This window comes from Pseudomonas sp. CC11G (assembly GCF_056174845.1).
This window is the reverse complement of sequence record NZ_JBWBZC010000005.1, coordinates 95,018-121,149: the sequence shown is the minus strand read 5'-3', so window position 1 is coordinate 121,149 and position 26,132 is coordinate 95,018. Positions and strand designations below refer to the sequence as shown.

Genomic DNA, 26,132 nt, shown 5'->3' with positions numbered 1-26,132 from the left:
CTTGAACTTTTATTGGATAGCGGCGCCCGCGCCTGTGGAGGTGGCCTGTTCCAGCCAACCCAGCAGACGAATCGCCTCGTCACGACTGTCGCCGCAGACGTCGGCGTCGGCAGCAAACGCCGAGCACACAGGTGGGCGTTCGGGTGAACCGAACAGCGCACACAAATTATCGACCGACAGATGCAAACAACGTTCGCCGGCCCGCTTGCCATTGGGCAAACCGGGAATCGGCGAACTGATGGAGGGAGCGATGCAACAGGCACCGCATCCTGCGCGGCATTTCATGACGATCTACCTCGAAGCGTGAGCCCGGCCAGCCCAAAGGGTGCCGGTAACGGGCGGCGATTCTACCTGTGCCGCCACACGCCGCAAAGCCGCTACTGCGCTACGTTCAGGCTATTTCAGACGAGTAATCAGGCTGGATGTATCCCAACGTCCACCGCCCTGCCCCTGCACATCGGCATAGAACTGATCCACCAGCTGCGTCACCGGCAACTGCGCGCCGTTGCGCTGGGCTTCTTCGAACACGATGGCGAAGTCTTTGCGCATCCAGTCCACGGCAAACCCAAAGTCGAATTTGCCCTCCAGCATGGTCTGGTAGCGGTGGTCCAGCTGCCAGGATTGCGCCGCGCCCTGACTGATGATTTCCATCGCGCTCTGCACATTGAGCCCCGCTTTACGGGCGAAATGCAGCGCCTCGGCCAGACCTTGCAACAAACCACCGACGGCAATCTGATTGACCATCTTGGTCAACTGCCCGCTGCCCACCGGCCCCATCAGTTTCACCAACTTGGCGTAGCTTTCGATCACCGGCGCCGCCCGCTCATACAGCGCTGCGTCGCCCCCGACCATCACCGTCAACATGCCGCTTTCCGCGCCAGACTGGCCGCCCGACACCGGCGCATCGAGAAACCCCAGTTCGCGCTCGGCCGCCAACGTCGCCATTTCCCGGGCGATATCGGCCGACGCCGTGGTGTGATCCACCAGCACGCTGCCCGCCGCCATTCCGGCAAACGCGCCACTTTCGCCCAGCAACACCGCACGCAGATGCTGGTCATTGCCCACGCAGGTCATCACCAAGTCCGCGCCTTGCGCCGCTTCGCGCGGGGTCTCGGCGCTTTCGCCGGCGAATTCGTCACACCACAGCTCCGCCTTGTCTGCCGAGCGGTTGTACACGGTCACCTGGTGCCCCTCACAGGCCAGGTGACCAGCCATATGAAATCCCATGGTGCCGAGCCCGATAAATGCCACAGTCGCCATTGCTCATCTCCTTCATTGGGTTACCACAAGCGTAGAGCGCCCTGACGATTTGGCCGGGAGAAAATCCCCGCCAATGCCTGTCATAACCCACGCAGGCGCCTGGAATGGGGTTTGCGGGCCGGCAAAAGGCCTTCCATACTCCTGCGCAACGGATGGCCTGAAAGGGATGAAGAGCACGATGGGACATTGGTTGGTGATCGACCTGGAGGCCACGACTGAAGAAGGTGGCTGGCCGGTTACAGACATGGAAATCATCGAAATCGGCGCCAGCCTGGTGAACGCGGAAGGTCGCGAAGTCGACCATTTCCAGCGCTTCGTCCGCCCGCTGCGGCGTCCGCACCTCACCAGTTTCTGCAAACAACTCACCCATATCAGCCAGGCCAACGTCGACTCCGCCTCGCCGCTGTCTGCCGTGTGGCCGCTGTTCGAACGCTGGCTGGCGGCGCATCAGCCGCGCCTGGCGGGGTGGGCCAGCTGGGGCGATTACGACCGCAAACAGCTGGAACAGGACTGGCAACAGCACCAGCTCAGCAGTTTGCTCAGCCAGGTGCCGCACCTGAACCTCAAGCAGCGCTTCGCCAAAGCGCGGCAGTTGCAGAAACCGGTGAGTTTGAATATGGCGCTGCAATTGGCCGGGCTGACTTTTCAGGGGCAACAGCATCGGGCGCTGGAAGATGCGCGCAATACCGCAAGGTTGTTGCCGTTGGTACTGCCGCTGTAACGGCCCCTCTCCCCAACCCTCTCCCGCAAGCGGGCGAGGGGGCTGATCGCGATTTTTGGCATGTATACGTCACCCCTCGCCCGCGTGCGGGAGAGGGGCCGGGGGAGAGGGGCCTTTGATGTTAAAGGCATACGTGACGAGCCCCACTCCCTTGGGCATACTGGCCGACCCTTTTTTCGTCCCTTTAAGGAAACCTCCATGTTCAAGGTCAACGAGTACTTCGACGGCACCGTCAAATCCATCGCCTTCGGCATGGCAGAAGGCCCGGCCACCATCGGTGTCATGGCCGCTGGCGAATACGAATTCGGCACCAGCCAACTGGAAGTGATGCACGTTGTGGCCGGCGCCCTGACCGTGAAACTGCCAGGCACCGACGCCTGGGAAACCTTCGAAGCAGGCACCAAGTTCACCGTACCGGCCAACAGCAAATTCCAGCTGAAAGTCGCCGTCGATACCGCCTACCTGTGCGAGTACCGCTAAGCTTTACGCTGTAACGCTACACCGCCGGCCAGGCTCGAACCTGGTCGGTGCAGAGCGGTAAAAACCGCCCGCTTCACCGAACACCTCTTCACTGCCACGCTCCAACTGGACACTCCCGATGCCTGGGTCCAAGCCTGCTGTTTCCATTGCCATCCCCATTCTGTTGCTGATCATCGCCATGAGCTCGATTCAAGGCGGCGCCGCGCTGGCCAAGGGGATTTTCCCGGTAGTGGGTGCTGAAGGCGTATCGGCCCTGCGCCTGAGCCTGGGCGCGATCATTCTGTGTCTGGTGATGCGCCCATGGCGCACTCCCCTTAACCGCAGCGGCATCAAGTCACTGATCGGCTATGGCGCTTCGCTGGGCATCATGAATTTGATGTTCTACATGTCGCTGAAAACCGTGCCGCTGGGCATTGCCGTGGCCTTGGAATTCACCGGGCCGCTGGTATTGGCCATGCTGTCGTCGCGGCGGTTTATCGATTTTGTCTGGATCGCTCTGGCCGTGGTCGGCCTGGGCTTGCTGCTACCGGTGAACCCGGCCAACGCCGACCTGGACCCCACCGGCGCCGCCTTGGCCCTGGGTGCCGGCGTGTGCTGGGCGCTCTATATCATCTTCGGCCAGCGCGCCGGCGCCGAGCACGGCAACCACACCGTGGCGCTTGGCACCGTAGTGGCGGCGATTATCGTGTTTCCGATTGGGGTGTATTCGGCCGGCAGCAGCATGTTCCACCTGAGCCTGGTGCCCGTGGCTATTGGCGTGGCGATTCTGTCCACCGCCCTGCCCTACAGCCTGGAAATGTTCGCCCTGACCCGCTTGCCAGCGCGCACCTTCAGTACGCTGATGAGCATGGAGCCGGCGATTGCCGCCCTCTCCGGCCTGATTTTCCTGCAGGAAAAACTCAGCAGCAGCCAGTGGGTCGCCATCGGCGCAATCATCGTGGCGGCCATTGGCGTGGCCTTAACGGTAAAACCGCAGCCCGCCAAGAACGCGCCACGGGATATCAAGCTGGCTGAGTGACCTCGTCGTCGACCGAGCTGTCCGCCGAGCTATCCGCCGAATTGAATTGCAACTCGGCGAGGCGGCGATACAGCGGGTTGCTGCTCACCAACTGCGCGTGAGTGCCCAAGGCCACCAGTTGGCCCTTGTCGATCACGGCAATGCGGTCCGCGCTTTTCACCGTCGCCAGGCGGTGCGCAATCACCAGCGTCGTGCGCCCGGCCATCAGGGTCGGCAGCGCCTGTTGAATCAAGTGTTCACTTTCGGCATCCAGCGCGCTGGTGGCTTCGTCCAGCAGCAGAATCGGCGCATCTACCAGCAAGGCCCGGGCAATCGCCAGACGCTGCCGCTGGCCGCCGGATAACCCCAAACCACCATCGCCCAGATGGGTTTTATAGCCTTCAGGCATCGCCATGATGAACTCGTGGGCATGGGCGGCGCGGGCGGCGGCTTCAACTTCCGCCTGACTGGCCGAGGCGCGGCCGTAGCGGATGTTCTCCTCCACGCTGCCAAAAAACAGTGCGGGGTTTTGCGACACCAGGGCAAAGCTGCGGCGCAGATCGCTGGGGTCCAACTGCTCAATCGGCAGGCCTTCCACGCGAATCTGCCCTTCCTGCGGGTCGAAAAAGCGCAGCAGCAAATCGAACAACGTCGACTTACCGGCGCCGGACGGCCCGACCAGCGCCAGAGTTTCACCCGGTTCTACTTGCAGGCTGATGCCATCCACGGCGAAGCGATCCGGCCGCGTCGGGTAGGAAAAGCGCACCGCCTCCAGCTCGATACGGCCACTGACCCGCTCCGGCAGCACCAGCAAATCGCTTGTCGGCGCCTTGATTTCACTGCGCGCCTGAAGCAATTCGGCGATGCGCTCGGCAGCCCCGGCGGCACGTTGCAACTCGCCTAGCACCTCGCTCAAAGTGCCGAATGCGGTGCCGACGATCAGGCTGTAAAACACAAACGCCGCCAGTTCGCCGCCGCTGATGCGCCCGGCAATCACATCCATACCGCCGACCCAGAGCATCACCCCGACGGCACCCAGCACCAGCAGAATCACCACGCTGATCAGCCAGGCGCGCTGGGAAATCCGCTTGCGCGCGGTTTCAAAGGCGTCTTCCACCGTGGTACCGAAGCGGGTTTTGTCCTGCTCCTGGTGGTTGTAGGCCTGCACGGTCTTGATTTGCCCAAGGCTTTCGCCGACATAGCTGCCGACGTCGGCAATGCGGTCCTGGCTCAGACGCGACAGCCCGCGCACCCGGCGGCCGAAAATCAGAATCGGCGCAATCACCAGCGGCAGTGCGGCAATCACGATCAGTGAGAGTTTGGGGTTGGTGACAAACAGCAGCACGATGCCGCCCACCAGCATCAGCACGTTGCGCAAGAACAGCGACAGCGAGGAGCCGATCACCGATTGCAGCAGCGTGGTATCGGCAGTGAGCCGGGACTGAATTTCGGAGCTGCGGTTGCTCTCGTAAAAGCCCGGGTGCAGCGTAATGAGGTGGTTGAAGACCTTTTTGCGGATATCGGCGACAAAGCGTTCGCCGATCCACGACACCAGGTAAAACCGGGTAAACGTGCCGACCGCCAAGGCCACCACCAGCACCATAAACAGCGCGATGGACTGGTTGAGCATATGCGGCGACTGCGTGGCGAAACCCTTGTCCACCAGCAGCTTCACCCCCTGCCCCATAAAGAGCGTGATACCGGCGGTAAATGCGAGCGCAAACAACGCGCCGATCACCTGCCACCGATAGGGCGCAACAAACTCGCGCGTCATGCGCAGCGCCTTGCGCTGGCGGGAAGACAGAATGGAGATCATGCGGGGCTCGCAGAGAGAGAGGGGCTAGCGGTAGATGGGGACGGTTGGGGCGGACCTCAAGCGGCAAACACATAAATAGAACACTCCGCGATCTGGCCCCCTCTCCCTGAGGGAGAGGGTTGGGGTGAGGGGGAGGCTTGAGCCGAACATCCGCGTCACGCCCTGCCCTCACCCCCAACCCCTCTCCCGCGCGCGGGAGAGGGGAGCTAGAGCGTGGACAGCGGATACAGCAACTCTTCCTTGTACCCCGCCCACACCTTAGCCACATCGGCAAAGCTGTCATCCAGCGTGGCATCGCCGCTGTCCACCAACAGCGGCCGCCCTTCAAGCGTGGCGAGCTTGCGCTTGGTCGCCACCACCCGCAGGTTATCCAACCCAATGGCTCGCACCACACGCGGGCTCACCTGCTGATTACCCCGCCCGAGAATATGCCCCTGCCCGCCAATAGCCGTCACCAGCAATACCGCCGCCTTGCCGTCCACCAGCTCAAACAGCTGCGCCTCGGTAACATCCAGCGCCAGCACCCGGCCGTTTTCGATCACATCAACGCCGAGCAAGGTGGTCTGCAAGCCGAGGTTATGCGCCAAGCCATGCAGCGTTGAGCCTGGGCCAAACACATAACGCACGTCCTGCTGCCAGGTATCTTCCAGCCAGGCGGCGATCTCGCTGAGCACCAGCTCCTCCGACTCCACCCCGCCCTGCTTCACCTGCTGCACAAAGCCGCCTTCCTGCGGCACGCTCAGCTCGCCGTACCAGCGAGCGGCCACGCGACCGGCGCGCAAGGCGGTTTCGTCGATGTCGCGCACTTCGGCATGGCTTAAGCGCACCAGGCCACCTTCGACCAGACGGCGAGTCAGCTCGCCGGCAGCGCGTGGGCTGACCGCATACACGCCGGACTGAATCTTCACCCCCGCCGGAATCCCCAGCACCGCCTGTCCTTCCCGCGCCACGGCGCACACATCGCGTGCCGTGCCGTCGCCGCCGGCAAACAGCAGCAATGCCACGCCTTCGGCCTGCAAGGCTTGTACGGCATTGCGGGTGTCTTCCGCGCTCGTCTGGGTCGCGCTCAACTCGCCCAGCAGACGGTGGTTAAAGCCCATCTCCGCCAGCAAATCGCCGCCCATCGGGCCGGGAAAGGTCAGAAACTCCAGGCGTTCGCGCAGGGGCAACAACAGCTCCAGCGCGACCCGCGTACGTTCCGCCGCACGCGGCTCGGCACCGCGCGCCAGAGCCTCTGCTGCCACGCCGTCGCTGCCCTTGAGCCCGGCGGGGCCACCCAGACCAGCCAGGGGATTTATGATCAGACCGAGGTGAAAAACCGACATACGACCCTCATAACGCGGGAACTAGTTGGCGCCCGCCGATTCACAAAACTAATGCCCCGTTGAAGGGACAGCATCCCTGTCCCGCAGTAGCAGTGTCATAGGGCTTTCATCTATGCCGGGTACCCTCGGCCTATCACCTGATGAGGAGACGAGCCATGAGCTTGCATACCCAACATACCGCTGAACGCCGTGTATTCCCCTTGCCCCCGCAGCACCCCGTGGGCGGCGCGCTGATTGATGCCCAAGGTCGGGAGATTCCGATTACCGAAGGCATGGTTCAGCAGGCATGCGAACAATTGGAAGAAGCGGCGCTGGGCGAGCCTGAGCACGATTGATCCGAAGACCAAAAGCTCGAGGCTGAAGCCTCTCCCACAGGGATCGAGTGACCTTGTGGGAGAGGCTTCAGCCTCGATTCCTGCAAACGGCAATTCCCGCTACACCAACGTCCCACCCAACGCCCGCACCACTTGCGCCAGCTCTGGCGCCTCGCCGCTCAGCTTCACATGCAACCCATCAATTTCACGCCGCGCCGGGTAATGCTTGCGCAGGGCGTCGAACGCCGCTTTGCGCGCGGCGGCGCTGCCCACCAGGCTGCGGCGAAAATCGGCATCATCGCGGCGCGGGTCATAGATCGCCCGGCATAACGCGCCGAGCGCAACCGGCACCGAAGCGGTTGCATCCAGCCCAAACTCTGTCAGCCAATACGGCGGCAGCAAGTCGTCGAGCTCCACGCGCGGCTCCAGCTTGAAGTGCGCGCAGAACGCCTGATAAATCTGCGCCGTGCCGCGCAGCTTTCCGTCCAGGCTGTAGCCGGCGATATGCGGCGTGGCGAGCAGGCACAGTTCTGCCAGCTCGGGGTCTACCTGCGGTTCGCCTTCCCATACATCTAGCACCGCTTCCAGGTCATCGCGCTGAAGTAGCAGGTCGCGCAGCGCGGCGTTATCCACCACCGCGCCACGGCTGGCGTTGATCAACCAGGTGCCGGTCTTCAGTTGGCTCAGTCGTTCGGCATTGAGTAGATGGCGGGTGCTGGGGATCAGCGGCGTGTGCAGGCTGATCACGTCGCAGCGCTGAATGATGTCGTCCAGGCTGACGTAGTCGCCGCCCTCCGCCGTCTGCCGTGGCGGGTCGCACACCAATACCTGCCAACCCAGCCCACGCAGCACATCCACCAACCGGCCGCCCACCTGCCCCGCGCCCAACACGCCATACACGCGCTGGGTGAGGTCGGCGCCGCTGACTTCGGCCAGGCTGAGCAAACTGCCCAGCACGTAATCCACCACGCCACGGGCATTGCAGCCCGGCGCGCTGGCCCAGCCGATGCCTTGTTCGGCGAAGTAATCGAGGTCCAGGTGGTCGGTGCCGATGGTGCAGGTGCCAACAAAGCGCACCTTGCTGCCTTCCAGCAACGCGCGGTTGGCTTGGGTGACCGAACGCACCAGCAGCACATCGGCGCGGGCCACGGCGTCGCGGTCGAAAGAGCGACCGGGCATACGTTCGATCTCGCCGAATTCGGCAAAAAACTCGTCCAGCAGCGGGATATTTTCGTCGGCAAGAATGCGCATGACAGGCTCCAAAAGTCTGGCGGACATTCTAGGACGGATGCCGGCGCGGGGCGACGGCGGATTTTTGCTGACGCTTCCTGGCTCTTTCCTGACTGCAGCGTCAAGGCGTAAACTCGCCGTTCCTTTGCAAGCTCTGTCCTGGCGCAGCACGCGCTTTAAGCGCTTTTTAACCACAAAAGCAGACTCGGACAGAAGCGAGTGCCCGGCCACCACTGCCGATACAGTGCGCACTTGATAACTCTCTATAAGAGACAATGGACTGCCTTGTGATCGCTCGCGAATCCCGCCTCAATCGTTCTATGCGCGAACTGCGCGCCCTGCTGGTTCTTGCCCTGCCCATCATGATTGCCCAGCTGTCGCACTCGGCGATGGGCTTTGTCGACGCCGTGATGGCCGGCCGCGTCGGCCCCCGTGACCTGGCCTCCGTGGCCTTGGGCAACTCGATCTGGGTGCCGGTGTTTCTGTTGATGACCGGCATCCTACTGGCCACCACCCCGAAAGTGGCGCAGCGCTTTGGCGCCGGCCAGGAAGCCGAAATCGGCGCCCTGGTGCGCCAGGCCCTGTGGTTGGCGTTGGCCGTCGGCATCGCCGCTGGCGTGATGCTGTGGAATGCCAAACCGATTCTGGTGGTGATGGGCGTTGACCCCGAGTTGATCGGCCCAAGCATGGTTTACCTCTACGGCATCGGCTGCGGCATTCCGTCGGTGGCGCTGTATTACGTGCTGCGCTGCTTCAGCGACGGCCTGGGTCGCACCCGGCCGAGCATGATGATTGGCCTGCTGGGTCTGCTGCTGAATATCCCGCTGAACTACGTCTTCATCTATGGCCATTTCGGCATGCCTGCCTTGGGCGGCGCCGGCTGCGGCTGGGCCACGGCGGTGGCGATGTGGTGCATGTTCTTCGCCATGCTGGCCTGGGTGCGCTGGGCGCCGGTGTATAAAAAAGCCGGGCTGTTCGACCGCTTCGAATGGCCGCGCTGGGAGCCGATTCAACGGCTATTGAGCATTGGCTTGCCGATTGGCATTGCCGTGTTCGCCGAGTCGAGCATCTTTGCCGTGATCGCCCTTCTGATAGGCAGCCTGGGCGCCGACGTGGTCGCCGGGCATCAGGTGGCGCTGAACTTCAGCTCGCTGACCTTCATGATCCCCTACGCCCTGGCCATGGCCGTGACGGTCCGCGTCGGCCACGCCCTTGGCGCCGGCGACCCACGCCAGGCGCGGTTTGTCGCCGGCGTGGGAATTCTGACGGCGCTGGCGTTCGCCTGTGTCGCTGCCGTATTGATGTTTCAGCTGCGCACCGAGATTGCCGGGATATACAGCCGCGACTCGGCGGTGATTGGCGTGGCCTCGGCGCTGATCGTATTTGCCGCGCTGTACCAGTTTTCCGACGCCGTGCAGGTAACGGCGGCCGGCGCGCTGCGCGGCTATCAAGACACCCGCGTGACCATGGTGATGACGCTGTTTGCTTACTGGGGAATTGGTTTGCCGGTGGGCTATGCGCTGGGACTATCGCACTGGTTCGGCGAGCCGAGCGGGCCGAAAGGCTTGTGGCAGGGGCTGATCGTGGGGCTGACATGCGCGGCGGTGATGCTGAGTATTCGGCTGGCGCGCAGTGCGAAGAAGCGGATCCGCCTTCATAACGCCAGAGGCTGACTCAATCCTACGAAGCCTTACTCGACCTTCTTGCGAATCCAATACAAGTACGTGCCCGCCTCTTCCTCTTGCTGCACCAGCTCATGCCCGAGAAACACGCAGAACTTGGGAATATCGCGGCGGGTAGACGGGTCGGTCGCAATTACTTTCAGCAAGCCGCCGGCCGGCAGGTCGCGCACTTTGTTGTGCAGCATCATCACCGGCTCCGGGCAGAACAGGCCGGTGGCATCCAGGGTGCCGTCCAGTGGCGCGGCGGGATCGAATTCAGACATAAACAACTCCGGTAACGGGCGCGACTACTTGCTTAGCCGACGCAGGTGACAGGTAACTTCTTCACGGTCGTGGTACAGCTGCTTGCAGCTGATGCTGGCCCTGACGCCGCGGGCCTTTAAACCTTCCTCGATACGTTCGAGCAAGCGCTTCACTTCGGCATAGCGCTGCTTCATCGGCAACTTCAGATTGACCACCGCTTCGCGGCAATGTCCCTCGCCAATCCAGGTTTCGAGTAACGCCGCATTGCGCGCCGGCTTTTCGACGATATCGCACACCATCCAGTCCACCGGCTGCTTGGGCGTCCAGGTAAACCCGTCGACCATCAGGTGCTGCACCAGCCCGGTGTCCATCAGGCTTTCGGCCATCGGGCCGTTGTCGATGGCGGTCACCAGCATGCCGCGGCGCACCAGCTGGTAGGTCCAGCCGCCGGGCGAGGCGCCGAGGTCGACGCCGGTCATGTCACCATTCAGGCGCTCATCCCATTCTTCGCGGGGAATAAATTGGTGCCAGGCCTCTTCGAGTTTGAGGGTCGAACGGCTGGGGGCTTCGCGGGGGAATTTCAGGCGGGGAATACCGCCGGCCCAGAACGCCGAATTGTTGGTTTCGGCCAGGCCCAAAAACACTTCACGGCCACTTTTGAAGGTAAGCAGCAGGCGCGGCTTGCGCTCGTCTTCCACCAGCCGCCCGGCTTTTTTAAGGGCATTGCGCAATGGCACTTCGAATTTCTTGCAGAAGTTCGACAGCTCTTTGCCGTCGTTGGTATCCAGCACTTCCAGCCACAGGCTGCCGCACACGGGCAGGTCTTGCAGGTGGCTGAGCAACACGCTGATGCGGTCGGTTTCCGGCAGGTCGATAAATTGCCCGCGCGCCCACTGACGGGGAAAAATCAGCTGGGCGAAGCGCTGGCCGCGCATCAGGCGCTCGGGGCCGTCGGCGTCGGTGCAGATAAATTCGGCGTAGGCGGTATTGGGCTTGGCCTTGGCGTACCCCGCCACCTCCAGGCGCGCGGCGTGGTCGCTTATTTCCGAACACACCTCGCTTTCGAAACCGGGGCGGCAGTGCAGCAACAAAGTGGTCATCAGGTGTTCTCCTCAGGGCGCGCATGATAGCCGAGTTGGAACCCCAAGCGCTCAAGGGCAGTCAGTTGAAAGGCGCAAGCCTTCAAGGCGTACACCGCTGCGTCAGCTAGGCTAGACCTGTCTTTGCACCCTTCGACGCAGCACAACTGCGCACCCCGGGCTTTACCGTGTAGCCCCATAAGGAGATGAGCATGCCGTCCCTGAATAGCCTCAACAGTCGCCAAACCCTGACTGTCGGCGACAAAACCTATACCTATTTCAGCTTGCCCGAGGCCGCGAAAAAGCTCGGCAGCCTCGACAAGCTGCCCATGTCACTCAAAGTGCTGCTGGAAAACCTGCTGCGCTGGGAAGACGACAAAACTGTCACCGGCCACGATATCCAGGCGCTGGTGGACTGGCTGAAAACCCGAAGCTCCGAGCGTGAAATCCAATACCGCCCGGCCCGCGTATTGATGCAGGACTTTACCGGCGTGCCTGCGGTGGTCGACCTGGCCGCCATGCGCGCCGCCATGGCCAAGGCCGGCGGCGACCCGCAGAAAATCAACCCGTTGTCGCCGGTAGACCTGGTGATTGACCACTCGGTGATGGTCGACAAATTCGCCACCACCAGCGCCTTCGAGCAGAACGTCGAGATCGAAATGCAGCGCAACGGCGAGCGCTATGCGTTTTTGCGCTGGGGCCAGAATGCCTTCGATAACTTCAGCGTGGTGCCGCCGGGCACCGGCATCTGCCACCAGGTAAACCTGGAATACCTCGGCCGCACCGTGTGGACGAAAGAGGAAGACGGCCAGACGTTCGCCTTCCCCGACACCCTGGTCGGCACCGACTCGCACACCACCATGATCAACGGCCTCGGCGTATTGGGCTGGGGCGTCGGCGGTATCGAGGCGGAAGCGGCGATGCTTGGGCAGCCGGTGTCGATGCTGATTCCCGAAGTGATCGGCTTCAAGCTCAGCGGCAAATTGAAGGAAGGCATCACCGCCACCGACCTGGTGCTGACCGTTACACAGATGCTGCGCAAGAAAGGCGTGGTGGGAAAATTCGTCGAATTCTATGGCGACGGCCTGGCCACCCTGCCCTTGGCCGACCGCGCCACCATCGCCAATATGGCCCCGGAATACGGCGCCACCTGCGGTTTCTTCCCGGTGGATGACATTACGCTCGGCTATTTGCGCCTGTCTGGCCGGCCGGATGCCACCGTCGCGCTGGTCGAGGCCTACAGCAAAGCCCAGGGCCTGTGGCGCGAGCCGGGCCAGGAGCCGCTGTTTACTGATGCGTTGGCTCTGGATATGGGCACGGTCGTAGCCAGCCTGGCTGGGCCGAAACGCCCGCAAGACCGCGTCGCCCTGCCAGACGTCAGCCAAGCCTTTGATGACTTTCTCGGCTTGCAAGTAAAACCGGCCAGCACTGAGGACGGCCGGCTGCTAAGCGAAGGCGGCGGTGGCACCGCCATCCACGATGATTCGTTGGTGGGCGGGGCCAGTTACGAATTCGAGGGCAAAACCCATCGCCTGCAACACGGCGCCGTGGTGATTGCGGCCATTACGTCGTGCACCAACACCTCCAACCCCAGCGTGATGATGGCCGCCGGCCTTCTAGCCAAGAAGGCCGTGGAAAAGGGTTTGCAGCGCAAGCCCTGGGTGAAGAGTTCGCTCGCGCCTGGCTCGAAAGTGGTGACCGACTACTACAACGCCGCCGGCCTGACCGAGTACCTGGATAAATTGGGCTTCGACCTGGTGGGCTACGGCTGCACCACCTGCATCGGCAACTCCGGACCGCTGCCAGAGCCGATTGAAAAAGCCATTCAGCAGTCGGATCTGACTGTGGCTTCGGTGCTGTCTGGCAACCGCAACTTCGAAGGCCGCGTGCACCCGCTGGTGAAAACCAACTGGCTGGCCTCGCCGCCGCTGGTGGTGGCCTATGCCCTGGCCGGCAGCGTGCGCATGAACCTCAGCGAAGACCCACTGGGCCCCGGCAAAGACGGAAAGCCGGTGTACCTGCGCGATATCTGGCCGAGCCAGGCGGAAATCGCCGACGCCGTTCAGAAAGTAGATACCCAGATGTTCCATAAGGAGTACGCGGAAGTCTTTGCCGGCGATGAAAAGTGGCAAGCCATTCAGGTGCCGGATGCCGATACTTACGAGTGGCAAGCCGACTCCACGTACATCCAACACCCACCGTTTTTCGAACATATCGACGAAGCACCGCCAAAGATCGGCAATATCGCCGATGCGCGAATTCTTGCCCTGCTCGGCGATTCGGTAACCACCGACCACATCTCCCCGGCCGGTAATATCAAAGCCAGCAGCCCCGCTGGGCGCTACCTGCAGGAAAAAGGCGTGCAGGCGCAGGACTTCAACTCTTACGGCTCGCGGCGCGGCAACCATGAAGTGATGATGCGCGGCACGTTCGCCAATATCCGTATTCGCAATGAAATGCTCGGCGGCGAAGAAGGCGGCAACACCGTGCATGTGCCCAGCGGCGAGAAGCTGGCGATCTACGATGCGGCGATGCGCTATCAACAGGAAGGCACGCCGCTGGTGGTGATTGCCGGCAAGGAATATGGCACCGGTTCGTCGCGCGACTGGGCGGCCAAGGGCACCAACCTGCTCGGCGTAAAAGCCGTACTGGCCGAGAGCTTCGAGCGTATCCACCGCTCCAATCTGGTGGGTATGGGCGTGCTGCCGCTGCAGTTCAAAAACGGCCAGGACCGCAAGAGCCTGAGCCTGACCGGCAAGGAAACGCTGAGCATCGGCGGACTCGACAATGTCGAGATCAAACCCTTGATGCACCTGCCGCTGACGCTGACCCGCGAAGACGGCAAACAGGAGCAGTTCGAGGTGCTGTGCCGCATCGATACGCTGAATGAAGTGGAGTACTTCCGCGCCGGCGGCATCCTCCATTACGTGCTGCGACAGTTGATCGCCGGGTAACGGTGCGCCGCTCTGGCTGGCGCGTCAGCCAGGGGGCCTGACGCTGCCGGCGGGTTGAGACTTACGTCTTGGAAACTGTGCGCCAGTTCAAATCTGGTTACACTGCGCCGAAAAAGGTCGTAGGAAAATTCTTCTCAACTTTGCTCGGCAGCTGCCGATCAGAACGGCACGGACATTACGGATAAAGCCCCATGCGCAACAATCAGCCCGTCACTCAACGTGAACGTACCTTTCCTGCTCAGCAACGTCTGATCTCCACCACCGACCTCAAAGGCGAGATCACCTACGCCAACGATGCCTTTGTGGAAATCAGCGGCTACACCCGCGAGCAGTTGATCGGTTCTCCACACAATATGGTTCGCCACCCCGACGTGCCGCCGGCGGTGTTTGCCCATATGTGGACGACGCTGAAATCGGGCCGACCGTGGATGGGCATCGTCAAAAACCGCTGCTCCAGCGGCGACCACTACTGGGTCAACGCCTACGTCACCCCAGTGCTGGAAAACAGCCAGGTGATCGGCTTCGAGTCGGTGCGGGTGAAACCTACGGCTGAACAGGTTCGTCGCGCTGAAGCGCTGTACCAAAGGATCAATGCGGGCAAAGCGGCGATTCCGTCGAGCAACGTCTGGATGCCAATTCTGCAGAACTGGGTGCCGTTTATTCTGATCAGCCAGATCGGCTTTGTGCTGGGTGCCTGGCTCGACTTCCATTGGGGCTTTCTGCTCGCGGCATTGCTGTCGGTTCCGCTGGGCTTGCTCGGGCTGAACTGGCAGCAACGCGGCATCCGTCGCTTGTTGAAACTGGCCGAACAAAGCAACTCCGATCCGCTGATTGCCACCATGTACACCGACAGCCGCGGCCCACAGGCCCGGTTGGAAATGGCCATGCTCAGCCAGGAAGCGCGTCTTAAGACGTGCCTGACCCGCTTGCAAGACAGCGCGGAACACCTGACCGAACAAGCGCGCCAGGCCGATACCTTCGCGCAGAACAGCTCCAAAGGCCTGGAACGTCAGCGCGTGGAAACCGAGCAGGTCGCCACCGCCGTCAACGAGATGGCCGCCACCACTCTGGAAGTAGCCAGCAACGTGGCGCGCACCGCCATCGCTACCCAGGAAGCCAATCGCCTGACCGGCGAAGGCCGCAGCATTGCCGGCGAAACCCGCGAGGCGATTCAGCGCTTGTCGGTATCGGTGGGTGAAACCGGTGAAACCGTTACTCGTCTGGCTCAGGACAGCAACGAAATCGGCGGCGTGGTTGACGTGATCAAAGGCATCGCCGACCAGACCAACCTGCTCGCCCTTAACGCCGCTATCGAAGCCGCGCGCGCCGGTGAAATGGGCCGTGGTTTTGCCGTGGTAGCCGACGAGGTTCGTTCGCTGGCGCAGCGTACGGCTGAATCCACTGGGCAGATCCATCAACTGATCGCCAAACTGCAGCGAACCGCTGAAGAGGCTGTGCTGACCATGGAAATCGGCCGCAAACAGGCTGATGAAGGGGTTGAACGGGTTCTCAAGGCCGACCAGGCACTGGCCGGCATCAGCGATGCGGTGGCCAATATCGCCGACATGGCCGACCAGATTGCCGCAGCCGCCGAAGAGCAAAGCGCGGTGGCGGATGAGATCAACCAGAACATCACCACCATCGCTCAGCTTGCCGACCAGACCTCTGGTGAAGCGCAGAACACCGCACAGTTGAGCAGGGAGCTGACGGTAACGGCTCAGCGTCAATCGGCGCTGGTGGAGCGGTTTAACCGCTGAGTTTTACCGTTCGAAAAACGCCACCGGCTTACGCGGCCCGTGGCGTTTTTTTTGCCTTTCGATTTGTGACTGACGCCTCTCTCCGGCTGCGCCCGGTGCGTTACGCTCGCCGGCGCCGGCTATGTCGGCCGGACGCAGTAATCACAAGGATGAGAACGATGCAGATCAAATCGCTAGCCGGTGCGCTGGCACTGGTGCTTTCCAGTCAGCTTGCCCACGCGCAAGTGTTCTTCGACACCCGCTTTGCTTCCCCGCCCAATATTGCCGGCCAACCTATTGTTATTGATGGCACGGCAGCAACGCCGACCCGCGTGAACATGGGCAGCATTGATATGAATGTAGGGTTTGCCGGGCAAGCCGGTAACTGGGCAATTTTCAATGCGCCTAGCTGTGGCTACGACCAGATTGAGTTCAACCTGCCCGCAGGCCTGACGCATGCAACGGTCGAGTGGGACATGCTGCCGAGCAAATTGAACAACAGCCAAAGCGCGTTCAGCGTGCACCTGGACAGTAGCGACTATGGCGCACGTTCCATCAGCATGCATGGCGGCTCCAACGCCATCAGCCTATTCAATAAAGGCGGCGCTTCCGCATCGCTGGCCATGGAAGACCAGCGCAAGTACCACGTTTCTGCGCGCATTGATGTGGCCACCGATATGCTGGAAATCGACATCAACAACACCAAGTACTACAAGGGTTCGTTTGGCAGCAGCAACCTGAGCAGTGTGCGGTTTAACCTGTCGCCATGGACAGGCGGAGCAACCAACTGCAACGACGCGACTGCCGCGCTGACCAATGTGCGGATTTACGAAAACGCCAGTGACCTGGAAACGCCTCCATCGGTGCCGGTAAAGGTTGGCCTGGTGTTCACCTCGACCGGCGCCGCCGTGCAGAGCATTCCTGCGGCCGGTGGCACGCTGTTTTTCAAACGCACCATCACCAACCTCGACGTGCAGCCGTTGAGCCTGTTGACCTGGATTTCCACCACGCTGGCTGACGGCACCGGCTACACACTCGGCGCGCAGCACACCGCAGCGGTTGCACCTGGGGCGAACGTCAGCATCATTTACACCTCGCTGCCGATTCCTCGCTGGCTTCCGGCGGGGCAATACAAAGCGCGGCTGTCAGTGGTTAACCAAGTCACCAGTGAAATTACCTACCGGGATATTCCGTTCAACAAGCTTCCGTAAATAAAACGCCAGCGGATCGTGGATCCGCTGGCGTTTTTTCGATCGCTCAATTCCCTCAGCTTAAGAAAGCGGCAACTCGGCCGGCGGTGGTGTCCAGGTGTTGGTCGTGGTTAAAGCCGGAAGACTTCAAGGGTTTGAGGTCATGGTCCGCAGCGTCCAGCCAGAGCAGCTCAATGTGCGGCGATAAGGTGTACTGCTTCACCGTTTCCTTGTTACCCAAGGCATCGCGCTCGCCCTGCACGATCAGCGTACGGGTGCTCAGATCGGCCAGATGGGCCACGCGCGGCTTCTCCGGTTTGCCCGCTGCGTAGAACGGATATCCCAGGCACACCAGCGCATCCGCGCCCAACTCATCCGCCAGCAAACTGGCCATACGTCCGCCCATGGACTTGCCGCCAATCGCCAACGGCCCTGCGACTTGATGGCGCACTGCGGCGTAGACCGCGCGCCATTCCTCCAGCAACCGCGCCTGTGGATTGGGCGGACGCCGGCCGCCGTCGACTCGCCGCTGCGCCATATACGGAAACTCGAAACGCACCACAGCCACGCCCTGCGCAGCTATGCGCTGGGCCATGGTTTCCATAAATGGGCTGTCCATCGGCGCGCCGGCGCCGTGGGCAAGAATCAGCGTTGCCCGCACTTCACCTGCCGGCCTGTTCCACAGCCACGGCCCGCTCTGGGCCGCGCCCGTTACCGCTTGATTCAAATCAATATCGCCGCTGGTCGGTTTCGCCATGCTTCGCCTCGCCTTCAACAACTAGAGAAATCCGCGGATGGGCCTGACATGAGCACAACAACCACGACTGCCTACGACTACAAGGTGGTTCGCCAGTTCGCCATTATGACGGTGGTATGGGGCATCGTCGGTATGGGCTTGGGGGTGTTCATCGCCTCCCAACTGGTCTGGCCACAACTTAACTTCGACCTTCCCTGGCTCAGCTTCGGACGCCTGCGCCCCCTGCACACCAACGCGGTGATCTTCGCCTTCGGCGGCTGCGCGCTGTTCGCCACCTCCTACTACACCGTACAACGCACCTGCCAGACCGCGCTCTTCGCGCCGAAGCTGGCCGCCGCCACCTTCTGGGGCTGGCAACTGGTGATCGTACTAGCCGCCGTCAGCCTGCCGCTGGGTTACACCAGCTCGAAAGAATACGCGGAACTGGAATGGCCCATCGACCTGCTGATTACCGTCGTGTGGGTCGCCTACGCCGTGGTGTTCTTCGGCACGCTGATGAAGCGCAAGACCAAGCATATCTATGTGGGTAACTGGTTCTACGGCGCCTTTATTCTCACGGTTGCCGTACTGCACATCGTCAACAACCTCGAAGTACCGGTCAGCCTGACCAAGTCCTACTCCCTCTATTCCGGCGCCACTGACGCCATGATCCAGTGGTGGTACGGGCACAACGCCGTGGGCTTTTTCCTCACGGCTGGCTTCCTCGGGATGATGTATTACTTCGTACCCAAGCAAGCCAACCGCCCGGTGTATTCGTATCGCCTGTCGATCGTGCACTTCTGGGCGCTGATCACTTTGTACATCTGGGCCGGTCCGCACCACCTGCACTACACCGCGCTGCCGGACTGGGCACAATCGCTGGGCATGGTGATGTCGCTGGTACTGCTGGCGCCAAGCTGGGGTGGCATGATCAACGGCATGATGACCCTCTCGGGCGCCTGGCATAAGTTGCGCGACGACCCGATCCTGCGCTTCCTCGTTGTATCGCTGGCGTTCTACGGCATGTCGACCTTCGAGGGTCCGATGATGGCGATCAAGACCGTCAACGCCCTCTCCCACTACACCGACTGGACCATCGGCCACGTACATGCCGGCGCCCTCGGCTGGGTGGCAATGATCAGCTTCGGCGCCCTGTATCACATGATTCCGAAACTCTGGGGTCGCCCGCAGATGCACAGCATGGGCCTGGTCAACGCGCACTTCTGGCTGGCCACCATCGGCACCGTGCTTTACATCGCTTCGATGTGGGTCAGCGGCATCACCCAAGGCCTGATGTGGCGCGCCATCAATAGCGACGGCACCCTCACCTACTCGTTCGTGGAAGCACTTGAAGCCAGTCACCCTGGGTTCATCGTGCGCATGGTCGGTGGAGCAATCTTCCTCATCGGCGTTCTGCTGATGGCCTACAACACCTGGCGCACTGTGCGCAGCGCGCAGCCGGCGGAAATCGCCAGCGCCGCGCAGATGGCTTGAGGAGAGCGGCCATGAGCAAACATGAAGTACTCGAAAAGAACGTGTTCCTGTTGGTGCTGTGCATGGTGCTGGCCGTCAGCATCGGCGGCCTGACGCAAATCGTGCCGCTGTTCTTCCAGGACGTGACCAACAAACCAGTAGATGGCATGAAGCCCTACACCGCACTGCAACTGGAAGGCCGCGACATTTATATCCGCGAAGGTTGCGTCGGCTGCCACTCGCAGATGATCCGGCCCTTCCGCGCCGAAACCGAACGTTACGGCCACTACTCGGTAGCCGGTGAAAGCGTATGGGACCACCCGTTTCTGTGGGGCTCCAAACGTACCGGCCCGGACCTCGCCCGCGTAGGTGCGCGCTACTCCGATGATTGGCACCGCGCGCACTTGTACAACCCGCGCAACGTGGTGCCGGAATCGAAGATGCCGGGCTATCCCTGGCTGGTGCAGCACCAACTGGATGGCAAAGACACTGCCAAGAAACTGGAAGTGATGCGTCTGATGGGTGTGCCGTACACCGACGCCGATATTGAAGGCGCCAGCGCCGCCGTACAGGGCAAAACCGAGATGGACGCACTGGTTGCGTACCTACAAGTGCTCGGCACCGCCATCAAGAACAAGCGCTGAGCAGGGGGAATTTCGAAATGACTGTTTTCTGGAGCTGGTACATCTGCTTCCTGACCTTGGGCAGCCTGTTCGCGCTGCTCTGGTTGGTGTTTTCCACCCGCAGCGGTGAAAACCCCAACGGTGGCGACAAAACCATGGGGCATGCCTTCGATGGCATCGAGGAATACGACAATCCCTGCCGCGTTGGTGGTTCTTGTTGTTCGTTGGCACATCTTTTTCGCCTTCATCTATCTGCTGCTCTACCCGGGGCTGGGTAACTGGAAAGGCATCCTGCCGGGCTACAGCGACGGGTGGACTCAGGTAAACCAATGGCAACGCGAAGTCGACAAGGCCGATGCGCAATACGGCCCCCTCTTCGCCCGTCTGGCGGCAACACCGTTGGAAGAACTGAGCAAAGATCCGGAAGCGCTGAAAATTGGTGGCCGCCTATTCGCTACTAACTGCTCGGTGTGCCACGGCTCCGATGCCAAAGGCACCGTGGGCTTTCCTAACCTGACCGATACCAATTGGCGCTGGGGCGGCGACGCCGAAACCATCAAGACCAGCATCCTGCACGGCCGCATGGCAGCTATGCCCGCTTGGGGCCCAGTGATTGGCGACGCTGGCGTGAAAAACGTCGCGGCCTATGTGCATACCAAACTGGCTGGCTGCCAATGCCCGCCCAAAGCGATGCTGATTTGGACGCAGGCGCCGCTACCTATGCCACTACCTGCGTGGCCTGTCACGGCCCCGAAGGTAAGGGCACTGCGGTAATGGGCGCACCGGACCTCACCACCCCGGTGGTTGGATCTACGGCAGCAGCCTGACCCAACTGCAACAAACTATCCGTCACGGCCGCAACGGCCAGATGCCGGCACAAGAGCAATACCTGGGCGCCGACAAAGTGCATGTGCTCGCCGCATATGTACTGAGCCTGTCGCGCCAACAGTAAGACATTGATGGTTGGTGAGCATGGCGCGACGGACTGCGGGTCATGTTCACCGACACATCAAACACCGTTATCAGCCACGTAAATCCACCCACGAAGCAAGCTGCCCAATCGGCCAAGCCCACCTTTGGTCGCGATGCGACCCAGTGTCGCACCCTGACGACCGGTAACGTTCATGGTGCGTTTTCATCTACTAAGCTGGCGCATTAGCCGTCAGTGTTTGCTATGAGGCACACGACACATTTGGTAGACGGTTAGGGATAAGTGCAGACACCTGAGAACCAACCTCATTTAGAGGCCGAAATACCTTGTTTCAGGTGTCTGAAAGCCTTATCGCTGCGGCCTGTGGCGTTGCAATGACTACGTCGTTTCCTCATACTTGCCGCCGATTTTTACCCCTAAAAAAACCCTAAACCGTGGAACCTTAGAATGAGCACAGCAATCAGTCCGACTGCTTATAACTATAAGGTGGTCCGCCAGTTCGCCATCATGACGGTGGTCTGGGGGATCCTTGGCATGGGCATGGGCGTCTTCATCGCCTCGCAATTGGTATGGCCGGAGTTGAACTTCGGTTTGCCATGGACGAGCTTTGGTCGCCTGCGCCCTCTGCATACCAACTTGGTGATTTTCGCCTTCGGTGGCTGTGCTCTATTCGCTACGTCGTACTACGTAGTTCAACGTACCTGCCAGACCCGTCTGATCTCAGACAGCATGGCGGCCTTCCACTTCTGGGGCTGGCAAGCCGTGATCATCGGCGCGGGTATCACCCTGCCGTTGGGCTACACCACCTCGAAGGAATACGCTGAACTGGAATGGCCTCTGGCTATCCTGCTGGCCGTGGTCTGGGTGACCTACGCTGCAGTGTTCTTCGGCACCATCATCAAGCGCAAAACCAAGCACATCTATGTCGGCAACTGGTTCTACGGTGCCTTCATTCTGGTGACCGCGATGCTGCACATCGTGAACCACATGTCGCTGCCAGTTTCGCTGTTCAAGTCGTACTCGCTGTATTCCGGCGCGACTGACGCGATGATCCAGTGGTGGTACGGCCACAACGCCGTAGGCTTCTTCCTGACCACCGGCTTCCTGGGGATGATGTACTACTTCGTTCCGAAGCAGGCCGAGCGTCCGATCTATTCCTATCGCCTGTCCATCGTGCACTTCTGGGCGCTGATCACCCTGTACATCTGGGCTGGTCCGCACCACCTGCACTACACCGCTCTGCCGGACTGGGCTCAGTCGCTGGGTATGGCCATGTCGATCATCCTGCTGGCTCCAAGCTGGGGCGGCATGATCAACGGCATGATGACCCTGTCGGGCGCCTGGCATAAGCTGCGCACCGACCCAATCCTGCGCTTCCTGGTTGTCTCCCTGGCGTTCTACGGCATGTCGACCTTCGAAGGTCCGATGATGGCCATCAAGACCGTCAACTCGCTGTCGCACTACACCGACTGGACCATCGGCCACGTACACGCCGGTGCTCTCGGCTGGGTTGCCATGATCTCCATCGGCGCCCTGTACCACATGATCCCGAAACTCTGGGGCCGCCCACAAATGCACAGCGTTGGCCTGATCAACGCGCACTTCTGGCTCGCCACCATCGGCACCGTGCTGTACATCGCCTCCATGTGGGTCAACGGTATTACCCAAGGCCTGATGTGGCGTGCAATCAACGAAGACGGCACCCTCACCTACTCCTTCGTTGAAGCGCTGCAAGCCAGCCACCCGGGCTACATCGTGCGGGCAATCGGTGGTGCGTTCTTCGCCTCCGGCATGCTGCTGATGGCCTACAACACCTTCCGTACCGTGCGCGCCTCCCAGCCAGCTGAAGCAGAAGCCGCCGCTCAGATCGCTGTAGTTGGAGCTCACTGATGAGAAATCATGACGTAGTCGAGAAGAATATCGGCCTGCTGGCCTTCTTCATGGTTATCGCCGTAAGCATCGGGGGTCTGACTCAGATCGTTCCGCTGTTCTTCCAGGACGTTACCAACAAGCCGGTTGAGAACATGAAACCGCGCTCGGCTCTGGAACTGGAAGGTCGCGACGTCTACATCGCCAACGGTTGTGTCGGCTGCCACTCGCAGATGATCCGTCCGTTCCGCGCTGAAACTGAACGCTATGGCCACTACTCGGTAGCCGGTGAAAGCGTTTGGGACCACCCGTTCCTGTGGGGTTCCAAACGTACCGGTCCGGACCTGGCCCGCGTTGGTGGCCGCTACTCCGATGACTGGCACCGTGCGCACCTTTACAACCCGCGCAACGTAGTACCTGAGTCGATCATGCCGGCTTACCCGTTCCTGGTTGAAAACAAGCTCGACGGCAAAGACACCGCCAAGAAAATGGAAGTTCTGCGTTCCATGGGCGTGCCTTACACCGACGAAGACATTGCCGGCGCCCAAGCTGCGGTCAAAGGCAAAACTCAAATGGATGCTGTGGTCGCCTACCTGCAAGGTCTTGGCACCATCATCAAAAGCAAACGGTGACATGTGATGGACATTGGGATGATTCGCGGTCTTGGCACCGTAGTGGTGATGGTTGCTTTCGTTGGCCTGGCCCTTTGGGTGTTCAGTGGCCGACGCCAGAAAGACTTCGATGAAGCCACCCTTCTGCCGTTCGCGGATGATCCCGAAGCCATCAAGCACGTCGAGCAAGAGCAAGCTTCTAGGAGTAACAAAGAATGACCCTCTTCTGGAGTCTGTACGTCACTGTACTCACCCTGGGCACCATCGCCACGCTGACTTGGATTCTTCTGTCCACGCGCAAAGGCCAACGTGCTGAAACGACCGACGAAACTGTCGGCCACTCCTTCGATGGCATCGAGGAGTACGACAACCCGCTGCCCAAGTGGTGGTTCATGTTGTTCGTCGCCACCATCATCTTCGCCCTCGGCTACCTGGTGCTCTACCCGGGCCTGGGCAACTGGAAAGGCGTTCTGCCGGGCTACACCTACCTGAACAACGAGACCAAGCAGGAATTCTCGAATGGTCAGCCAGGCTGGACCGGTGTGCACGAGTGGGAAAAGGACATGGCCAAGGCTGACGCCAAGTTCGGTCCTATTTTCGCCAAGTTCGCCGCCATGCCGATCGAAGAAGTTGCCAAAGACCCGCAAGCCCTGAAGATGGGTGGCCGACTGTTCGCCTCCAACTGCTCGGTTTGCCACGGTTCCGACGCCAAGGGTAACTACGGTTTCCCTAACCTGACCGACGCCGACTGGCGCTGGGGCGGCGAAGCAACCACCATCGAAACCACCATTCTCGGCGGTCGCCATGCGGTCATGCCGGCTTGGGGTCCCGTTATCGGCGACCAAGGCGTTCGTGACGTAGCAGCTTTCGTAGTCACCCAACTGGACGGCCGCAAGCTGCCCGAAGACGCCAAGGCAGACCCTGCCAACGGCCAGAAAATCTTCGCGGCCAACTGCGTGGCGTGCCACGGTCCGGAAGGTAAAGGCACCCCAGCAATGGGCGCACCTAACCTGACTCACCCAGCGGCGTTCATCTACGGCTCGAGCTTCGCTCAGCTGCAGCAGACCATCCGCTACGGCCGTCAGGGCGTAATGCCTGCTCAGGAACAACTGCAAGGCAAGGACAAGGTTCACCTGTGGCGGCCTACGTCTACAGCCTGTCCCACGGCAATGCCTCGGATGCTGCCAAAGAGCAAGCCGAGTAATCGTCGCGTAAGAAATTGCTTGGGAATCTGCCCACAGGGCAGATTCCTGATGCAACACCCCGCTTTATCCCCTCCGCTACACTCTCTTCTGCTCTCCCCCGCACTAAAACGAGCCTTACGCGACTTCACGTCGCAGCAATAACCCTGCATTCAGCGCGTATAATTTGGAGCGCACTAGTCGCTTTGACCTCCGTCGGCAAGCATCGACGAGGCTTTTTCCACTGCCGTGGTACGTATCGATGAGTAAGCAGATTCCTGTTCAAGACGTCACGCCGTCCGCCAAACCGGCGGATAAGTCCGTTGACCTCTACGCCTCCCGGGAAAAGATCTACACCCGCGCCTTTACCGGCTTCTTTCGCAACCTGCGCATGCTCGGCGGCGCTGGGTTATTTCTGCTGTACTTCGGCACCGTCTGGCTGAACTGGGCCGGCCACCAGGCCGTGTGGTGGAACTTGCCCGAGCGCAAGTTCTATATCTTCGGCGCCACGTTCTGGCCGCAAGACTTCATCCTGCTCTCCGGCATCCTGATCGTCAGCGCCTTTGGCCTGTTCTTTATCACGTATTTGCCGGTCGCGTCTGGTGTGGCTACACCTGCCCGCAAAGCGTGTGGACGTGGATTTTCATGTGGTGCGAGAAGGTCACCGAGGGTGACCGCAACCAACGCATGAAGCTCGACAAAGCGCCCATGAGCGCCAATAAGCTGCTGCGCAAATTCAGTAAACACAGCCTATGGCTGCTGATCGGCCTGGTCACCGGCCTCACCTTCGTTGGCTACTTCTCCCCCATCCGCGACCTGACCATCGATTTCTTCACCGGCGAAGCGGACGGCTGGGCCTATTTCTGGGTCGGCTTCTTTACCCTGGCCACCTACGGCAACGCCGGCTGGCTGCGCGAGCAGGTGTGCATCTACATGTGCCCATATGCGCGCTTCCAGAGCGTGATGTTCGACAAAGACACCCTCATCGTTTCCTACGACCCACGTCGCGGCGAACGCCGTGGCCCGCGCAAGAAAAACGCCGACTACAAGGCCGAAGGTCTGGGCGATTGCATCGACTGCACCATGTGCGTTCAGGTCTGCCCTACCGGCATCGACATCCGCGACGGCCTGCAGATCGAATGCATTGGTTGCGCTGCCTGTATCGACGCCTGCGACACCATCATGGACAAGATGGAATACCCACGCGGCCTGATCAGCTACACCACCGAACACAACCTTTCGGGGCAGAAAACGCATCTGGTGCGGCCGCGCCTGATTGGTTACGCCGTCGTCCTGCTGGTGATGATGGGCTTCCTGGCGACTGCCTTCGTGCTGCGCCCATTGGTGGGTTTCGATGTCAGCAAAGACCGCGTGCTGTTCCGCGAAAACGCCGAAGGCCGCATCGAAAACGTCTACAACCTGAAGATCATGAACAAGGACCAACAGCCGCACACCTACGTGCTCAACGCCAAGGGCCTGGATGACCTGAAACTGGCGGGCAAACGTGAATTCAAGGTCGATGCCGGCGAAATCATTACCCAGCCGATTGAGCTGTCGGTATCGCCGGAAAAACTGCCATCCAGCACCAACGAAGTGATCTTCGTGTTGGAAAGCGCCGACGACCCAGCTACCCACGTGGAAACCAAGAGCCGCTTCATTGGCCCGAGTATCCGCTAAGCCA

21 protein-coding genes and 3 pseudogenes are annotated in these 26,132 nt (G+C 61.0%); 16 read left to right on the top strand and 8 right to left on the bottom strand.

The window, feature by feature from the left end; genetic code table 11:
* Positions 1-9: 9 nt before the first annotated feature.
* Both AC0V2S_RS08865 and AC0V2S_RS08860 read right to left on the bottom strand, forming a co-directional pair.
* Positions 10-285: a YkgJ family cysteine cluster protein gene (locus AC0V2S_RS08865; protein WP_475509414.1), complete on the bottom strand. Its 276-nt coding sequence runs from the start codon at positions 283-285 to the stop codon at positions 10-12.
* Between the two features lie 111 nt (positions 286-396).
* On the bottom strand, positions 397-1,260 hold the full coding sequence (locus AC0V2S_RS08860; protein ID WP_475509413.1) for an NAD(P)-dependent oxidoreductase: 864 nt from the start codon (positions 1,258-1,260) through the stop codon (positions 397-399).
* Positions 1,261-1,438: 178 nt separating this feature from the next.
* On the opposite strand from AC0V2S_RS08860, the gene AC0V2S_RS08855 reads away from it, so the two are divergent.
* The 3 genes from AC0V2S_RS08855 (at position 1,439) to rhtA (ending at position 3,479) form a co-directional block, all read left to right on the top strand.
* Positions 1,439-1,981 carry a 3'-5' exonuclease gene (locus AC0V2S_RS08855; RefSeq protein WP_475509412.1) on the top strand — a complete coding sequence of 181 codons (543 nt, stop codon included), beginning with the start codon at positions 1,439-1,441 and terminating at the stop codon, positions 1,979-1,981.
* Between the two features lie 198 nt (positions 1,982-2,179).
* A complete protein-coding gene (gene ppnP / locus AC0V2S_RS08850; RefSeq protein ID WP_475509411.1) occupies positions 2,180-2,461 on the top strand; it encodes a pyrimidine/purine nucleoside phosphorylase in 282 nt (93 codons plus the stop codon).
* A gap of 118 nt (positions 2,462-2,579) precedes the next feature.
* Positions 2,580-3,479, top strand: coding sequence for a threonine/homoserine exporter RhtA (gene rhtA, locus AC0V2S_RS08845; RefSeq protein ID WP_475509410.1), 900 nt, complete (start codon positions 2,580-2,582; stop codon positions 3,477-3,479).
* Here rhtA and AC0V2S_RS08840 read toward each other — a convergent pair.
* Together AC0V2S_RS08840 and AC0V2S_RS08835 are read right to left on the bottom strand one after the other, a co-directional pair.
* Entirely contained in the window at positions 3,463-5,274 is a 1,812-nt protein-coding gene (locus AC0V2S_RS08840) for an ABC transporter transmembrane domain-containing protein (protein WP_475509409.1), read from the bottom strand. The genes rhtA and AC0V2S_RS08840 overlap by 17 nt on opposite strands.
* A gap of 206 nt (positions 5,275-5,480) precedes the next feature.
* Entirely contained in the window at positions 5,481-6,599 is a 1,119-nt protein-coding gene (locus tag AC0V2S_RS08835; protein ID WP_475509408.1) for an ATP-NAD kinase family protein, read from the bottom strand.
* Positions 6,600-6,754: 155 nt separating this feature from the next.
* On the opposite strand from AC0V2S_RS08835, the gene AC0V2S_RS08830 reads away from it, so the two are divergent.
* Positions 6,755-6,934: a PA1571 family protein gene (locus tag AC0V2S_RS08830; protein WP_475509407.1), complete on the top strand. Its 180-nt coding sequence runs from the start codon at positions 6,755-6,757 to the stop codon at positions 6,932-6,934.
* A 99-nt stretch (positions 6,935-7,033) separates the two neighbouring features.
* On the opposite strand, the gene pdxB is transcribed toward AC0V2S_RS08830, so the two are convergent.
* On the bottom strand, positions 7,034-8,164 hold the full coding sequence (gene pdxB / locus AC0V2S_RS08825; RefSeq protein WP_475509406.1) for a 4-phosphoerythronate dehydrogenase PdxB: 1,131 nt from the start codon (positions 8,162-8,164) through the stop codon (positions 7,034-7,036).
* Positions 8,165-8,463: 299 nt separating this feature from the next.
* On the opposite strand from pdxB, the gene AC0V2S_RS08820 reads away from it, so the two are divergent.
* The gene (locus AC0V2S_RS08820) at positions 8,464-9,816 is read left to right on the top strand and encodes an MATE family efflux transporter (RefSeq protein WP_475509574.1); all 1,353 of its coding nucleotides are present in this window, start codon (positions 8,464-8,466) and stop codon (positions 9,814-9,816) included.
* A 17-nt stretch (positions 9,817-9,833) separates the two neighbouring features.
* Here the strand turns inward: AC0V2S_RS08820 and tusA are convergent, their stop codons facing one another.
* Positions 9,834-10,088, bottom strand: coding sequence for a sulfurtransferase TusA (tusA, locus tag AC0V2S_RS08815; RefSeq protein ID WP_475509405.1), 255 nt, complete (start codon positions 10,086-10,088; stop codon positions 9,834-9,836).
* Between the two features lie 24 nt (positions 10,089-10,112).
* Positions 10,113-11,168 (bottom strand): 23S rRNA (cytidine(2498)-2'-O)-methyltransferase RlmM, encoded by a 1,056-nt coding sequence (rlmM, locus tag AC0V2S_RS08810; protein ID WP_475509404.1) that lies wholly within the window; start codon positions 11,166-11,168, stop codon positions 10,113-10,115.
* 191 nt (positions 11,169-11,359) lie between these two features.
* Between rlmM and acnA the strand changes: the two genes are divergently transcribed.
* From acnA to AC0V2S_RS08795, 3 genes are all read left to right on the top strand, one after another.
* The gene (gene acnA / locus AC0V2S_RS08805; protein WP_475509403.1) at positions 11,360-14,101 is read left to right on the top strand and encodes an aconitate hydratase AcnA; all 2,742 of its coding nucleotides are present in this window, start codon (positions 11,360-11,362) and stop codon (positions 14,099-14,101) included.
* A gap of 191 nt (positions 14,102-14,292) precedes the next feature.
* On the top strand, positions 14,293-15,858 hold the full coding sequence (locus AC0V2S_RS08800) for a methyl-accepting chemotaxis protein (protein ID WP_475509402.1): 1,566 nt from the start codon (positions 14,293-14,295) through the stop codon (positions 15,856-15,858).
* A 158-nt stretch (positions 15,859-16,016) separates the two neighbouring features.
* Positions 16,017-17,048, top strand: a complete 1,032-nt coding sequence (locus tag AC0V2S_RS08795; RefSeq protein ID WP_475509401.1) for a hypothetical protein — start codon at positions 16,017-16,019, stop codon at positions 17,046-17,048.
* Positions 17,049-17,103: 55 nt separating this feature from the next.
* On the opposite strand, the gene AC0V2S_RS08790 is transcribed toward AC0V2S_RS08795, so the two are convergent.
* The gene (locus tag AC0V2S_RS08790) at positions 17,104-17,784 is read right to left on the bottom strand and encodes an alpha/beta family hydrolase (protein WP_475509400.1); all 681 of its coding nucleotides are present in this window, start codon (positions 17,782-17,784) and stop codon (positions 17,104-17,106) included.
* Between the two features lie 48 nt (positions 17,785-17,832).
* Here AC0V2S_RS08790 and ccoN (AC0V2S_RS08785) point away from each other — a divergent pair, with 48 nt between their 5' ends.
* The 8 genes and pseudogenes from ccoN (AC0V2S_RS08785) (at position 17,833) to ccoG (ending at position 26,128) form a co-directional block, all read left to right on the top strand.
* Positions 17,833-19,257: a cytochrome-c oxidase, cbb3-type subunit I gene (ccoN, locus tag AC0V2S_RS08785; protein WP_475509399.1), complete on the top strand. Its 1,425-nt coding sequence runs from the start codon at positions 17,833-17,835 to the stop codon at positions 19,255-19,257.
* A gap of 11 nt (positions 19,258-19,268) precedes the next feature.
* Positions 19,269-19,880 (top strand): cytochrome-c oxidase, cbb3-type subunit II, encoded by a 612-nt coding sequence (gene ccoO, locus AC0V2S_RS08780; RefSeq protein WP_271196805.1) that lies wholly within the window; start codon positions 19,269-19,271, stop codon positions 19,878-19,880.
* Positions 19,881-19,897: 17 nt separating this feature from the next.
* Positions 19,898-20,811 (top strand): annotated as a pseudogene (gene ccoP / locus AC0V2S_RS08775) (cytochrome-c oxidase, cbb3-type subunit III).
* Positions 20,812-21,237: 426 nt separating this feature from the next.
* Entirely contained in the window at positions 21,238-22,680 is a 1,443-nt protein-coding gene (ccoN, locus tag AC0V2S_RS08770; RefSeq protein ID WP_475509398.1) for a cytochrome-c oxidase, cbb3-type subunit I, read from the top strand.
* A complete protein-coding gene (gene ccoO, locus AC0V2S_RS08765; protein ID WP_271196808.1) occupies positions 22,680-23,291 on the top strand; it encodes a cytochrome-c oxidase, cbb3-type subunit II in 612 nt (203 codons plus the stop codon). Before ccoN (AC0V2S_RS08770) ends, ccoO (AC0V2S_RS08765) begins: the two co-directional genes overlap by 1 nt.
* 6 nt (positions 23,292-23,297) lie before the next feature.
* Complete coding sequence (locus AC0V2S_RS08760; protein WP_108097332.1) at positions 23,298-23,489, top strand: cbb3-type cytochrome oxidase subunit 3; 192 nt, start codon at positions 23,298-23,300, stop codon at positions 23,487-23,489.
* A pseudogene (gene ccoP / locus AC0V2S_RS08755) lies at positions 23,486-24,474 on the top strand (cytochrome-c oxidase, cbb3-type subunit III). The gene AC0V2S_RS08760 and the pseudogene ccoP (AC0V2S_RS08755) overlap by 4 nt, the downstream one beginning before the upstream one ends.
* 239 nt (positions 24,475-24,713) lie before the next feature.
* A pseudogene (ccoG, locus tag AC0V2S_RS08750) lies at positions 24,714-26,128 on the top strand (cytochrome c oxidase accessory protein CcoG).
* Positions 26,129-26,132: the final 4 nt, after the last annotated feature.